This is a genomic window from Streptomyces sp. CC208A (assembly GCF_030010625.1).
Taxonomy (GTDB): domain Bacteria; phylum Actinomycetota; class Actinomycetes; order Streptomycetales; family Streptomycetaceae; genus Streptomyces.
Window position 1 is genome coordinate 1 of the sequence record NZ_JASCXN010000024.1, and the last position, 13158, is coordinate 13158.

General features: G+C 71.2%; 13 protein-coding genes and 1 pseudogene. 4 read left to right on the plus strand and 10 right to left on the minus strand.

Features of this window, described 5'->3' with window-relative positions; translation table 11 throughout:
* Positions 1-172: 172 nt before the first annotated feature.
* Together QK442_RS23795 and QK442_RS23800 are read right to left on the minus strand one after the other, a co-directional pair.
* On the minus strand, positions 173-631 hold the full coding sequence (locus QK442_RS23795) for an ATP-binding protein (protein WP_282696080.1): 459 nt from the start codon (positions 629-631) through the stop codon (positions 173-175).
* Positions 632-645: 14 nt separating this feature from the next.
* The gene (locus QK442_RS23800; RefSeq protein WP_030749286.1) at positions 646-999 is read right to left on the minus strand and encodes an STAS domain-containing protein; all 354 of its coding nucleotides are present in this window, start codon (positions 997-999) and stop codon (positions 646-648) included.
* Positions 1000-1078: 79 nt separating this feature from the next.
* On the opposite strand from QK442_RS23800, the gene QK442_RS23805 reads away from it, so the two are divergent.
* A complete protein-coding gene (locus QK442_RS23805; RefSeq protein WP_282696081.1) occupies positions 1079-3694 on the plus strand; it encodes a DEAD/DEAH box helicase in 2616 nt (871 codons plus the stop codon).
* Positions 3695-3734: 40 nt separating this feature from the next.
* On the opposite strand, the pseudogene QK442_RS23810 reads toward QK442_RS23805, so the two are convergent.
* The 3 genes and pseudogenes from QK442_RS23810 to QK442_RS23820 all read right to left on the minus strand — a co-directional run.
* Positions 3735-4004, minus strand: a pseudogene (locus QK442_RS23810) (Rv3654c family TadE-like protein); the annotation flags it as partial.
* Positions 4001-4360: a TadE family type IV pilus minor pilin gene (locus QK442_RS23815; protein WP_282696082.1), complete on the minus strand. Its 360-nt coding sequence runs from the start codon at positions 4358-4360 to the stop codon at positions 4001-4003. The gene QK442_RS23815 and the pseudogene QK442_RS23810, both read right to left, overlap by 4 nt.
* Positions 4347-4487: a DUF4244 domain-containing protein gene (locus QK442_RS23820; protein WP_282696083.1), complete on the minus strand. Its 141-nt coding sequence runs from the start codon at positions 4485-4487 to the stop codon at positions 4347-4349. The genes QK442_RS23815 and QK442_RS23820 overlap by 14 nt, the downstream gene beginning before the upstream one ends.
* A gap of 183 nt (positions 4488-4670) precedes the next feature.
* Between QK442_RS23820 and QK442_RS23825 the strand changes: the two genes are divergently transcribed.
* The 3 genes from QK442_RS23825 to QK442_RS23835 are packed head-to-tail and all read left to right on the plus strand — an operon-like array spanning position 4671 to position 8814.
* On the plus strand, positions 4671-5717 hold the full coding sequence (locus tag QK442_RS23825; protein WP_282696184.1) for a tyrosine-type recombinase/integrase: 1047 nt from the start codon (positions 4671-4673) through the stop codon (positions 5715-5717).
* The gene (locus QK442_RS23830) at positions 5714-8248 is read left to right on the plus strand and encodes a tyrosine-type recombinase/integrase (RefSeq protein WP_282696084.1); all 2535 of its coding nucleotides are present in this window, start codon (positions 5714-5716) and stop codon (positions 8246-8248) included. The genes QK442_RS23825 and QK442_RS23830 overlap by 4 nt, the downstream gene beginning before the upstream one ends.
* Complete coding sequence (locus QK442_RS23835; RefSeq protein ID WP_282696085.1) at positions 8245-8814, plus strand: DUF6262 family protein; 570 nt, start codon at positions 8245-8247, stop codon at positions 8812-8814. Before QK442_RS23830 ends, QK442_RS23835 begins: the two co-directional genes overlap by 4 nt.
* 68 nt (positions 8815-8882) lie before the next feature.
* Here the strand turns inward: QK442_RS23835 and QK442_RS23840 are convergent, their stop codons facing one another.
* The 5 genes from QK442_RS23840 to QK442_RS23860 form a co-directional block, all read right to left on the minus strand.
* A complete protein-coding gene (locus QK442_RS23840; RefSeq protein WP_282696086.1) occupies positions 8883-9452 on the minus strand; it encodes a hypothetical protein in 570 nt (189 codons plus the stop codon).
* Positions 9449-10426 carry a hypothetical protein gene (locus QK442_RS23845; RefSeq protein WP_282696185.1) on the minus strand — a complete coding sequence of 326 codons (978 nt, stop codon included), beginning with the start codon at positions 10424-10426 and terminating at the stop codon, positions 9449-9451. Before QK442_RS23845 ends, QK442_RS23840 begins: the two co-directional genes overlap by 4 nt.
* On the minus strand, positions 10426-11262 hold the full coding sequence (locus QK442_RS23850) for a hypothetical protein (protein ID WP_282696087.1): 837 nt from the start codon (positions 11260-11262) through the stop codon (positions 10426-10428). Before QK442_RS23850 ends, QK442_RS23845 begins: the two co-directional genes overlap by 1 nt.
* 284 nt (positions 11263-11546) lie before the next feature.
* On the minus strand, positions 11547-12116 hold the full coding sequence (locus tag QK442_RS23855; RefSeq protein ID WP_282696088.1) for a peptide deformylase: 570 nt from the start codon (positions 12114-12116) through the stop codon (positions 11547-11549).
* A complete protein-coding gene (locus tag QK442_RS23860) occupies positions 12113-13084 on the minus strand; it encodes a helix-turn-helix transcriptional regulator (protein ID WP_282696089.1) in 972 nt (323 codons plus the stop codon). Before QK442_RS23860 ends, QK442_RS23855 begins: the two co-directional genes overlap by 4 nt.
* Positions 13085-13158 lie beyond the last annotated feature (74 nt).

Sequence of the window (13158 nt, forward strand, 5' to 3'; positions counted from 1 at the left end):
GGCGGGGGCGGCGGGGGTGATGGGCGAGACACGGGACGCGGCCGGGAGGCGGGACACGGCCGGGACACGGGATGCGGGCGGGAACGCGGGCCCGGCGGGGATACCGGCCCGCACACGGGAAGAGGCCCTGCCGTGCGGCAGGGCCTCTTCCCGTACGTCTGGGGGCGCGGGGTCAGGACAGGACGTCCGCGTCCGCCGGGGTGATGGGCCAGCTCATCCGGATGGTGCCGCCATCCTCGCCGGCGAGCACCTCGACGTCGTCGACGAGCCCGCGGATCACCGCGAGACCCATCTCGTCCTCACCGTCGGCGTCCTCGACGCCCTCGGGCGGAGCCTCGGCACGCGCGCCGGGGACCCCGGCGACGGCCGCCGCACCCGCACCGGGCACCTCGTCACCGACCTCGATGGAGAACGTCTTCTCCTCCTCGATCAGCACGACCCGGATGGGCGTGACGACGCCGTTGCTGCGGTGCAGCCCCACCGCACGGGAACACGCCTCGCCGACGGCGAGCCGCACCTCGTCGAGGACCGCCTCGTCCACCCCGGCCCGGCGCGCGACCGCGGCCGCCACCAGACGGGCGGTGCGGACGTGCTCGGGCTGGGCGCTGAAGCGGAGTTCAACGGTGGCCATGGGATCTCCCCCGGTCAGTCGACCGCGTTGACGGCCTCGTCGACCGAGGTGTGGATCGGGAAGACCTTGGTGAGGCCCGTGATCCGGAAGATCTTCAGAATGCGCTCCTGGTTGCAGACCAGACGCAGCGAGCCCTCGTGCGCGCGAACACGCTTCAGGCCGCCGACGAGCACACCGAGGCCGGTGGAGTCGAGAAAGTCCACGCCCTCCATGTCGACGACCAGGTGGTAACTGCCGTCGTTCACCAACTCGACCAACTGCTCGCGCAGCTTGGGCGCGGTATAAACATCAATCTCGCCACCGACCTCGACGACCGTACGGTCGCCGCCAGCTCCGGGCACAGTGCGAGTCGACAGGGACAGGTCCACGGATCCTCCAGCACCTTGCTATCGGGCGTTCGCCCCTCGGATCTCCCGGTCGGAGTCAGAGAACGAATCGCCAGCCGCGATGGCATTCAATCACTTACCAGCAGCCATGCACGACGCCTTGGGAGCATTGTCCGTCACGCCGGTGACACACTCGGTGCCGATGGCCAAGAATCAGCGCACCGTCCGACCCGCCGGGGACAGGGGCAGCCGCCCCTCCCCGCACGGGCTCCTCGAACGGCTCGCCGCCGGTGACAGCCGGGCCGCGCGCATCACTCATATGGAGCACATGCCCGCCCGGACGGGCCGTCATGCCGTCTGGCCGGACCGCATCCGCTCCGAAGTGGTCGCGGCCATTCAGGCCGCCGGGATCGAGCACCCCTGGGCCCACCAGGCCGAGGCCACCGAGCACGCCCTCGACGGCGAATCCGTGGTGATCGCCACGGGCACCGCGTCGGGCAAGTCGCTCGCCTACCTCGCCCCCGTCCTCTCCACCCTCCTCGACGGCGCGGAGGCCGCGAACGGCCGCGGGACGACCGCCCTCTACCTCGCCCCCACCAAGGCGCTCGCCGCCGACCAGCGCCGCGCCGTCCGGGAACTCGCCGCCCCGCTCGGCAACCGGATCCGGCCCGCCGTCTACGACGGCGACACCCCGGTCGAGGAACGCGAGTGGGTCCGCCAGTACGCGAACTACGTGCTCACCAACCCCGACATGCTGCACCGGGGCATCCTCCCCGCCCACCCCAGGTGGTCCTCCTTCCTGCGCTCCCTGCGCTACGTCGTCATCGACGAGTGCCACACCTACCGGGGCGTCTTCGGCTCCCACGTCGCCCAGGTCCTGCGCCGGCTGCGCCGAGTCTGTGCCCGGTACGGCTCCGAGCCGGTCTTCCTCCTCGCCTCCGCCACCTCCGCCGACCCGGCCCGCGCGGCCGGCCGCCTCACCGGCCTGCCCGTCACCGAGGTCTCCGACGATGCCTCCCCGCGCGGCGAACTGATCTTCGCCCTGTGGGAGCCGCCCCTCACCGAACTCCACGGCGAGCGCGGAGCGCCGGTCCGCCGCACCGCCACCGCCGAGACCGCCGACCTCCTCACCGACCTCACCCGGCAGGGCGCCCGCACGGTCGCCTTCGTCCGCTCCCGACGCGGTGCCGAACTGATCTCGGTGATCGCCCAGGAGCGACTCGCCGAGACCGACCGCGCCCTCGCCCGACGGGTCGCCGCCTACCGGGGCGGCTATCTGCCCGAGGAACGGCGCGCCCTGGAACGGGCCCTGCACTCCGGGGAACTCCTCGGCCTCGCCGCCACCACCGCCCTGGAACTGGGCGTGGACGTCTCCGGTCTCGACGCCGTCCTCATCGCCGGCTACCCCGGCACCCGGGCCTCGCTGTGGCAGCAGGCCGGCCGGGCGGGCCGCTCCGGCGAGGGCGCCCTCGCCGTCCTGGTCGCCCGCGACGACCCGCTGGACACCTTCCTCGTCCACCACCCCGAGGCGATCTTCGACCAGCCGGTCGAGTCGACCGTTCTGGACCCCGACAACCCCTACGTCCTCGCCCCCCATCTGTGCGCCGCCGCGTCCGAACTCCCGCTCACCGAAACCGACCTGGCCCTCTTCGGCCCGGCCGCGCCCGGTCTCATGCCCCAGCTGGAGGCGGCCGGGCTGCTGCGCCGCCGCCCCGGCGGCTGGTACTGGACCCGCCGCGAGCGGGCCGCCGGCCTCGCCGACATCCGGGGCGGAGGCGGCAGCCCCGTCCGGATCGTGGAGGAGGGCACCGGCCGGCTCCTCGGCACGGTCGACGAGGCCGCCTCCCACACCGCCGTCCACGAAGGCGCCGTCCACCTCCACCAGGGCCGCACCTACCTGGTGCGGAAACTGGACCTGGAGGACTCCGTCGCCCTCGTCGAGGAAGCCGTCCCGCCGTACTCGACGACCGCCCGCGACACCACCTCCATCCGCGTCCTGGAGACCGACACGGAGGTCCCGTGGGGCTCCGGCCGCCTCTGCTACGGCTCCGTCAAGGTCACCAACCAGGTCGTCTCCTTCCTGCGCCGCCGGCTGATCACGGGCGAGGTGCTGGGCGAGACCAAGCTCGACCTGCCGCCCCGCACCCTGCGCACCCGGGCCGTGTGGTGGACGGTCACCGAGGACCAGCTCGACGCCGCCCGCATCCCCCCGGAGATCCTCGGCGGCGCCCTGCACGCCGCCGAGCACGCCTCCATCGGCATGCTGCCGCTCTTCGCCACCTGCGACCGCTGGGACATCGGCGGCGTCTCCGTCCCGCTCCACCCGGACACCCTGCTGCCGACGGTCTTCGTGTACGACGGGCACCCGGGCGGCGCCGGGTTCGCCGAACGCGCCTTCCGCACCGCCCGCGCCTGGCTCGCCGCCACCCGCGAGGCGATCGCCTCCTGCGAGTGCGAGACGGGCTGCCCCTCCTGCATCCAGTCCCCCAAGTGCGGCAACGGCAACGACCCCCTCCACAAGCGAGGCGCCGTCCGCCTTCTCACGGAACTCCTCCGAGAGGCCCCCCGAGAGCCTCAGGAAGCCCCGGAGTCTTGGGGGTCCCCGGAATCCCAGGGGTCCCCGGAGTCTCAGGGGTCCCCGGCATCGCAGGAGACTCAGGCGGAGGCAGGGCCGGGGGCGGGCCGAGGATCCGAGGCGGCGGAGGAGCCAGGTGGCCAGGCCCCGCCCGCGCCCTGACCTCCGGAGCGAACGGTCCGCGGACCACCCGGGCCGTCACCTCGGCCTCCGCGCCGGCCACCCGGCACCGCACCAGCTCGGCGCCCTGCGCCGCAGCCACCCGCCCGGCCGCCGCGCACGCCTCAGCCTCTCCCCACAGGGCCCGGTCGGCGGCGGCGAGGGCCGCGAGGTCGGCGGCGCCGCCCGCCCGGTGCCGGACCGCCACCGCCTGCCCGAGTGCGAGCACCGCCCCGAAGACCACGCACAGGGCGCAGGCCGCGAAGGCCGTCCACACGCTCGCGGCACCCCGGTCGGCGCCTCCGCGCCTCATACCGGCCCGCCTCCCCCGACCGCGTCCTCGGCGAGCGCCGCCGCCCCGGCCCGCAGGGTCACCCCCAGGCCGCCGGGCCCCGGCGCGGCGGCCTCCACCGTCACCCGCCACACCTCGCCCTCCCGCGCCACCGCCACCCGGGCCCCCTCGGGCGCCGCCGCCCGGGCGGCGGCCACCACGTCCTCCGAGGGCTCCGACCGGGCCGCCGCCCGCGCCCCCGCCCTGGCCGCGTCCACGCACCGGATCTGCGCGGCGGACGCCACCAGCGCCCACAGCAGCGCCATCGCGAAGAGCGCGAGCGCCGGAAGCACGATCGCCGCCTCCACGGTCACGGAGCCCCGGTCAGAACGGCGCATCAAGGGCCTTCCCGACCAGCGACTGCAGGGCTCCCGAGACTCCCCCGCCCGTCATGACCTTGTAGAGCAGGGCGGCGAAGCCGGCCGCCGTGAGCATTATCTTGGGTACCTGAATGACGTCAGGCATGTAAGGCAAGTAGGGTGGTCATGCACTTGCCTTAACGATATCCAAGGGGTGTTAGGCACGTTGGCCACGACTGCTGCTCTGTACCGGCACTTCCGAGCCGAGCGGGCCATATCGGGGGACGGGTCTACGTACTGGGTCGTGGTCGATGACGCCTTCGAGTTGCACACCGAGGCGTGTGCCTGGCTGGCCGGGCTCAAGGGCAACGATCGGGCCTACAACACCCAGCGGACGTACGCGGGCCGGGTCGCCCTGTACCTGTCGTACTGCACCGAGAACGGGGTCGACTGGAGCAGTCCCTCTTTGGCGCAACTCATGGCGATGATGCGGTGGCTGGTGGATGAGCCGTTGCCGCCGAAGGGCCGCCGCTCGAACCCTGAGCCGCGCTTCAGGGACAAGGGCACGGCCAACGCGATCATGGGCACGGTCGGGGAGTTCCTGACGTGGTCCGCGCTTCAGGGCTGGGTGCCGCAGACCGTGGTGAGTCAGCTCGTGCAGCCGAAGTTCCTGCACTACACCCCGCCGGGGTTCGATCCGGGCGAGGATGGCCAGCACCGCACGGTCCAGGCCCGGAGGATCAAGTACCGCGTCGCCGTGCCGGGTTACGAGTGGCTGTCCGACGAGCAGATCGAGAAGGCCCTCGACTGCACGACGCACGCCCGTGACCGGTTCCTGGTGGCTCTGTTGGCGGTCACCGGCATGCGGATCGGCGAGGGGCTGGGGCTGCGGCGCGAGGACATGCACTTCCTGCCCGACTCCACCTCGCTGGGCTGCCGCGTCGCCGGGCCGCACGTGCATGTGCGGCGTCGCCTGAACAGCAACAACGCGTACGCCAAGTCGCCCTATCCGCGGTGGATTCCGGTGGAATCCGAGACCGTGGAGCTGTACGCCGCCTACCGCTACGAGCGCGACGCGGTACCGGAGGCCGAGGGCTGCGACATGGTGTTCGTGAACCTGTTCCGCGCCCCGCTCGGCGAGCCGATGAAGTACCCCAGCACGTATGAGCTGTTCAAGCGCCTCGCGGCCCGCGCCGGTTTCCGCACCCGCCCCCACATGCTGCGGCACTCGGCGATCACCCGGTGGGTCCGACAGAAGGTGCCTCGCGACGTGTGCCAGAACATGGCTGGCCACCAGTCGCCGCAGTCGATGGACCCCTACACCCACGCAACCGACCAGGACAAGCGCGACGCCGTCAAGCTGGTGGCCGCCAAGAGGAAGGAAGCCCGTCAGTGACGGTGTCCGGCAACGTCGTCCCGCTCCACCAGCCCCGGCGGGACGCCGACCAGGCGGCCCGCGGCCTGCCGCCGAAGGTCCTGACCGAGTGGACCGCGTGGCTGCGCGAGCGGACCGAACCCGGCTGGCGGCCCGGCGAATGGGACCGCGACGCCCACCTGTTCAGCGGCGACGTCAACCACGCGGGCACGGCCGTCTACCGGTGCGATGTGGCGGCCTGTGATGCGCTCACCCGCACCCGGCGGGGCCTGTGCCCCATCTGCGAGAAGGCCCACCGAGCCGGCGGCCTGAGGTTGAAGGAGTTCAAGGCCACCCACGTACCGGACCGTAACCGGGTGATCTCGGGCGAGCGGGCCGGGTGCCGCGTAACGGGGTGCCCGCGGGATGCGGTCCTGTGGGGCCTGTGCAACGCGCACAGCTCGCTGCGGCACAAGCATCTGCAGCGTGATCCCGGCTCCGGGCTGGAGGAGTGGATCGAGCGGCAGACGCCGTATCCGCCCTCGCCCGCCTGCAAAGTGGCGGGCTGCCGCTACGACGCCCGGGCCACCTGGGGGCTGTGCGGCATACACGGCAACCGCTGGAAGAAGACCACTGCCGCCCCCCGGGGACGACGGCCCGCGCCGACACGCGAGTGGCTGGACCGGCAGGCGCCGTTCCTGAACGTCCACCAGTTCTCCCTGGCTCCGCTGCATCCGGTAGCCCGCCTGGAGATGCTGTACGCGCTACAGCAGCGCGACGAACGCGGCCAGAAGATCGACCCCGTGGCCGTACGCCAGGCGGTCTCACACCTCGCGGAGCGTGTCGACTCCATCGCGACCGCGCCAGCCGGGCAGTTGCCGGGCGGGATGCAGGCGAACGTGGACGCGCTGGTGCGGGAGACGCACCGGGTCCTGCGCTCGGCGTTCGACCGCTTCGAGGGCGTGGACCCGACCGGCCGGGACGTGCTGGACCTGTCCGAACTCGGCGTCAAGAGCCTGCGCGGGGGCACCACCCAGCGGCCCGGCGGCCTGGACGTGACGGACATCCGCCAGTCGTGGCTGAGGCAGATCCTGGTCACCTGGATTGCCGAGACGAAGCCGAACACCACCGAGGCCCGGCGGGGCCTGCGGGTGTGCAACGCGGCCTCCCGGGCCCTGGACCTGCGGCCGGGCGGCGGCGCGGACCCTTCGGCGCTGGTGTTCGCCGACATGAACGCCGTCGTCGACACCTTCCGCGTCCTGCCCAAGCTGGACGGTGGGGCCATGTCGAGCAAGCAGCGCGGCGCTCTGCTGTCGTTCTTCTTCAAGATCCTCGACTACAACCGAGCCGCCGGCCACCTGGACGGTATGTCTGCGAGCTTTGCCCGGCACTCCAGCCACGTTATCAAGGCCGAGGAGGTCGACGAGGACGACGTCGGCAAGGCCCTGCCCGAGTCGGTCATCGCCCAGCTCGACGACTACGTGGACCTCCTGGGCGAGGGCGTGACGCACGGGAAGATGACGCCCGAGCAGGTCAAGGCGATGGCCCGCGCGGTCTACGAACTGCTGCGGGACACCGGCCGGCGCCCGTACGAGATCGCCGAGCTGCGGACGGACTGCCTCGAACACGCCGACGGCGAGTGGCTGCTGATCTGGGACAACCGCAAGGGACGCCGCCTGAACCGGCGCCTGGAAATCGAGCGGGACACCGTGGAGACCATCCGCACGTGGCTGGCGGTGCGTGACACGCTCGACCTGCCCACCGGCAGCGAGGGGTTCCTGTTCCCGCCGGCCGGGGAGAACGGCAAGATCCGCCACCTGGTCTCCGACCAGATCGCACCGATGATCCGTAAATGGGCCGACAGTATCCCCGTCCTGCTGTCCGAGGAGTTCGACAGGAACGGCGACCGGGTGCCGTTCGGCCGTTCGCTGATCTATCCGTACGCTTTCCGGCACTCGTTTTGCCAGCGGTACGCGGACGCCGGGGTGCGGGTCGAGGTGCTACGCGAGCTCATGGATCACAAATCCATGCAAACCACCCAGCGGTACTACAGGATCAGTCACAAGCGGAAGCGGGAGGCGGTCAACGTGATGCGCCTGCACACCGTGGACCGCAAGGGCAGGTCCGCTCCGATGGCGTCCACGACCGCGTACGAGGCCCGCTCGGTGGCGGTGCCGTTCGGCAACTGTACCGAACCTTCCAACGTCAAGGCGGGCGGGAAGGCGTGTCCGATCCGTTTCCAGTGTGCCGCCTGCCCCTCGTACCGTCCTGACCCGTCCTACCTGCCCGCCATCGAGGACCACGTCCGCTCGCTGAAGGCCGACAGGGAGATGGCGGTCATGATGGAGGCGGACGAGTTCGTGGTGAGGAACCTGGACGACCAGATCGCGGCCTTCAAGGGGACCGCCGAGACGATGCGGAAGCTGGTGGAAGCGATGAGCCCGGATGAGCGGGACGAGGTCGAGCAGGCGTCGGCCGTCCTGCGCAAGGTCCGGGCCGCCCAGGGCCACGGCTCCGCCGTGGCCCTGGGTATGCCGGGCTTGCCGGGCCAGCGGGACGGGAGCACGGCATGAGTGGGGCCAAGCGCACTCCCGGCGACGTCCTGCGCGAGACCCGGAAGAAGGACAGCCAGACCAAGCGGGCCAAGGTGCTGGCCACGGTGGACGCGATGAAGGCCAAGGGCGAGCCCATCACCTTCCTCACCGTCGCCCGGAGTGCCGGGGTGTCGAGGTGGCTCGTCTACGCCGAAGGCGTCCGCGAGCACATCGAGGCCGCCATGAAGAGCCAGGCCAAGGCCGACCGCCGCAGTCGGCAGGCCGGTCGGGACGCCTCCGCGGCGAGCCTGGCCACCGACCTGGCCCTGGTCCGTGAGGAGAACAAGGCCCTGCGCGAGGAGCGTGACCGCCTCAAGAAGGCCGTCCAGCGCTCGCTGGGCGCCCAGCTAGACCAGGCCGGGACCAAGGAACTCACCGCGCGGGTCAACGAGCTTCTGGTGGCTGTGGAACGGCTCACCCTGGAACGCGACGAGATACGCGCTGAACGGGACGACCTTCAGCGCAAGCTCACCGAGACCGAGGACGACCTGACCGCCGCCCGGGCCGCGGGCAAGGAGATGTTCAAACGGATCAACCGGACCTGACCGGCGCAAGACGAAGCGGCCCGGCGGCGACAGCCGCCGGGCCGCTGGGCAACCACGGGTGGGTGGGGTCAGGCCGAGGCGGCGGACTGGCCCGAGGTCAGCTCGGCGATCTGGGCCTCCAGGTCCGCGATCCGCTCGGCCTGGCGGCGCATCGTCCCCTGGTTCTGGACGACCTTGCTGCCCAGGCGTTCCACGCCGCTGAAGGTCCGGATGCCGCCCTCGGCGGCCTCCGCCATCTGCCCGAACGCCTCACGGTCAAGGCTGTTGGGGTTGCCCGCCTCGAACGAACAGGCCCGGTGCATGTCGCCCATGTAGGCGACGGCCTTGCGGCAGGCGAGCAACGCGTCGCGGGCACCGAACTCGTCGCCCTGGCCGGACTTATGGAAGCGGGTCACCCTCGCACCGCGCCTGAGCGGGTCGCGGGAGGCCATGAACTGCTCCAGCCGGTGCCCGAGTTCGTGGGCGGCGGCCCGGGCCTTCGGCACCGCGCGCCGCAGACGGCGGTCGGGGATGCCGGTGCCGCGGGCGATGTCCTCGTAGGACAGCTCCCGGCCCGCGTTGGGCCCGAGCCACAGCAGGACGTCGATGGCGTCCTGCTCCAGCTGAGAGGGTGTGTCGCTGTCGCGTCGGGGGCTCACCCGAGCCTCCTCTCGCTCTCGTCCAGGAACGCTTGCAGGGCGTCGTCGTTCAGCGCCGTGTACGGGCCAGCCGCCAGGTCACGGATAAAGGCGATGGCGGCTTCGGAGGCGGTACACAGATCGGTGATGGCCCGGGTGCGGTCGCCGGTGAACTGCACCTGGTGGCGCTGTAGCAGCGACAGCGCCCGCAGCGTGGCGAGGCGGACCTCCGTCATCTCGGTGAAGACCTGGAGGGCCACATCCGGTTCGGACTGGTCCCGCGACGTGGAGCGGACCGCCCGCTCGACTTCGGCTGTGTCCGCCTCCTGTTCCTGCCGGTCTGCGTGTGCTTGTCCGGCGTCGAAGTCGCGGTCGCTTTCCTCGGCCGCCTGGCGGGCTGCGGCACGGTCTTCGAGGTCCGCTCGCGCCTCGCGCCGCTCGAACTCCTCGATGGCCTCCTTGGCGGCGGCCCGGGCGGTGGCGTCGGCCAGGATCGCCGTCTTCAGGGCCTTCGGCTGCTGGGCGACGTAAACCGGGGAGCCCGGCTTGATGCCGGCCCGTTCGGCCTCCTGCTCGATCGCCTGCCGCCGCTCGCCGTTGTTCATGCGGGCTTCGTAGCTGCGGTAGTAGCCGTGCTCGCCGAAGAACGGGACCTCCTCCTCGTCCGGCAGGTCGACATGGACGCCCGGCGCGAGATCGTGGACTGGTGGAACGATGCCGTCCGCAGCCGCCCGCCTCCACGCCTCATGAAAGGCCATGATGCGCTTGTGGGTGGTGCTTGACCGGCGAGCGAACTCTCGTGCGCTGATGCGGCGGAAGACCTTGGTTCGGTCGAACCGAGGTTGCAGGTCCGTCCGCTCGCCCTGCCCCTCGTGCGGTTCGACGCGTCGTGCGATCAAGAGTGCCCGTGCCCAGCCGCCTTTGCGGTCGTGGGTGGCGAACTCCTCGATGTCGGCGTTGAGGTGGTCCTCGCCGTCGTCTGCGATCGGTTCCATCACACACCTACCAGATCGCGGGTCTCGGCCCGGCTGCCGACGGGGGCCCGGTCGTCGAGGACCCTGACCCTGATCCACGTGGCCAGCACGTCCAGGGTCCCCAGAACTTCCTTGCAGGCGATCTTCTGTTCGTTGGTGAAGTCCAGCGAGGCGGACGGCGGGTAGCGACTCATGAAAGCGGCCCCCTGGTCACTGAGCCGCACCAGGTCCCGGGCCACGGCAGCGGCCTTGTCGGGCTTGCCTCCACCGCACTCCGGGCCGCGGGTCTCGCGGTCCCGGCGGCGCTTTTCGTCCATGACCCGCTTGAGGGCGTCGTGCACCTCCGCCTTCTTCTCCACCAGATCCCGAAGGGCCTGGTCACGCTCCTGGGGCGGCAGGGAGGCGAGGTAGTCGGCCAGGGACGTGTCGCTGGAGGGGTCCAGCAGATCCTGCAGAGCCGGCCCCATGCCCAGGGCACGCTGATACTGGGGCGTCGTGATGCGGCCGGTCCCCGCGTCATACGCCTCTTTCAGCATCGACCGCAACGTGCTGTAGCCCTCGTCGTACGGCTTCCCAGAGGGAGCCAAGCGGGCGCCTTCTCGAAGAACACTCCAACAGACGTGCACACCGCTGTCGGCCACGAGCTGCCGCACGGGCGGAGTGCACATCCGGGCGGTGTGGCGGTACTGGCGGGCCGTACGCGGGTTCAGGCTGATCTCGTCGCAGTACCGGTCCAGGACACTGTCGCCGCCCGAGGCCGTGACGGACAGCAGTTTGTCCCCGATCACCAGCCGGTTCTCCCGGCCGTCGTCCATCAGCCGACGGCCGTCGCGTACGTCCTGCTCTGTGTAGCTCATACGGATTCCTCATTGAACCGATAGGACGAGCACACAGGGTAATCGGGTGAATGCACACCGTTCGGCCTCCAAGATGCCGCCTGTCACAGCGAGTTGACGCGATCCGGCGGTGAACAGCACAGCTGGCGCGTCAAGCCAGGGTGGATCTTCACTCGCACCAGTGACGGGCTCGCCACCGGTTCCGCACCGAGGAGGAGTCGCGCGGTGGCGGACGAGACGCGAGTACGGGTGAGGATGGCCCGGCGGGGTGAGCCCGGCCGACGGGCAGGCAGCCGTGTCGGCCGTTACTGCTCGTAGGCCCACGAGCGGCCGGTCTGGCGGTACTGCTCGACAGGAATGGGGGCGACGCCCGTCCGCATCCGCGCGGTGTAGAGCAGGCCGTCCAGGTGGTCGATCTCGTGGTGGACCAGCCGGGCGAGGCCGCGTTCGTAGGTGGTGGTCACCACCTGGCCCTCCAGCGTCGTGGTCTCCACGGTGATCCGCAGCGGCCGGGGGACCAGGCCGCGGACGTCGAAGAAGCTGAGGCAGCCCTCGTACTGCTCGTCCGCGTCGCTGGAGCGGTCGGTGATGCGGGGGTTCAGCAGGACGATCGCAGGGGCGCCGGGGTCGGGGGGCTGGACCACGGCGGCAGCCCGGCCGATCCCGATCTGCGGGGCGGCGATGCCCATGCCCTTGGCGAAGGGGTGGACCTGGCCGATCCGCTCCATCGAGGAGAACAGCCGCTCGATGACCTGCTCGGCCGTCTCACGCTCGGCCGGCAGGTCGAAGGCACGCGCGGGCTCGGCGAGAACGGGGGCTCCGTACTGCACGACGCCGAGGTCACGCATCTGCTCGCTGGGCCGCACCTGGATCACCTGAACTCCCCTTGGGTCGCGTCACGTTCGGGTCGGGCCCGAAACCGCCATTCCAGACGGTACCGGGCATGGAGTGCGGGTGTGGACGTGCTCCAGGAGAAGACGCGCATCCCGTCCTCCTCGCGCCGGACCGGTGCCGTCCGCAGCGGTGCCGCCTCGGCGGTCATGGACGTCTCGGTGCCCCACACGGCGGGGTCGAGGACGGCGGGGAAGGCGAGTTCGACCGCCAGGTGCTCGGTGGGCAGGCGGACCGCACGCTGGAACCAGCGGCCCCACTTCTCATCGCCCACCGAGTAGGCGTACTCGATCCACACCGACTCGCCCGGGTACAGGGGGAAGCGGCCCTGCTCGTTCTCGAACAGCAGCCACACCTCCTTGAAGGCGTCGCGGTCGTGCTTGGCCTGCCAGCGCATCGCCTCACCGCGGCAGGTCGCGGTCAGAGCGAGCTCGTCCCAGGTCAGCGGGTGCTCGCGGTAGTGGGTGTTGGACCGCTCCGGCTCGCCCGGGTAGCGGTCGACGCTGATGCGGATCAGGTAGCGGGTGATCGGCTCGCTGCCGGTGTTCCGCAGCAGCCGACGCATCGTGAGCCGGTAGAGACTGCCGTCGTAGTCCAGACGGGCCGCATCGTGCTCCACGACGATCGCCGAGCCGGTCGCGTACGGTTGCTCGGCCCTGCGAGGGGCCGGCACGGCCGCCACTGGCACCGCGGGGGCCTTGGCCGCCTCGTAGTCCAGCCAGCGCTTCCAGATGGCCTTGCCCGCGTTCAGGGCCTCCTCCGCACGGCGTGCGAAGTCCTCGGTCGGCTTGTGCCGGCCCGACTCGACATGGCTCACGTAGGACGGGTCGAAGCCCATCCGCCGGGCTAACTCCCGCTTGGCCAAACCCCGCACCTCGCGCCAGTAGGCGACTTCCGCCGCGAACGCCTCGGCGGCCTGCTCGACCGTCAGAGCGTCGTCCCGCGCGTCCATCAAAGCCCCCGCCCTGGCCGTCGAATGAGATGAATGAACCGTGAGTGATCTCGATTCACCATTCTGTCACGGTC

Excerpts from the sequence above, each read along its gene's own strand:
- QK442_RS23795 (WP_282696080.1), bottom strand. The coding sequence starts at position 631 with ATGGCCACCGTTGAACTCCGCTTCAGCGCCCAGCCCGAGCACGTCCGC.
- QK442_RS23805 (WP_282696081.1), top strand. The coding sequence starts at position 1,079 with ATGGCATTCAATCACTTACCAGCAGCCATGCACGACGCCTTGGGAGCA.
- QK442_RS23815 (WP_282696082.1), bottom strand. The coding sequence starts at position 4,360 with ATGCGCCGTTCTGACCGGGGCTCCGTGACCGTGGAGGCGGCGATCGTG.
- QK442_RS23820 (WP_282696083.1), bottom strand. The coding sequence starts at position 4,487 with ATGCCTGACGTCATTCAGGTACCCAAGATAATGCTCACGGCGGCCGGC.
- QK442_RS23835 (WP_282696085.1), top strand. The coding sequence starts at position 8,245 with ATGAGTGGGGCCAAGCGCACTCCCGGCGACGTCCTGCGCGAGACCCGG.
- QK442_RS23845 (WP_282696185.1), bottom strand. The coding sequence starts at position 10,426 with ATGGAACCGATCGCAGACGACGGCGAGGACCACCTCAACGCCGACATC.
- QK442_RS23850 (WP_282696087.1), bottom strand. The coding sequence starts at position 11,262 with ATGAGCTACACAGAGCAGGACGTACGCGACGGCCGTCGGCTGATGGAC.
- QK442_RS23860 (WP_282696089.1), bottom strand. The coding sequence starts at position 13,084 with ATGGACGCGCGGGACGACGCTCTGACGGTCGAGCAGGCCGCCGAGGCG.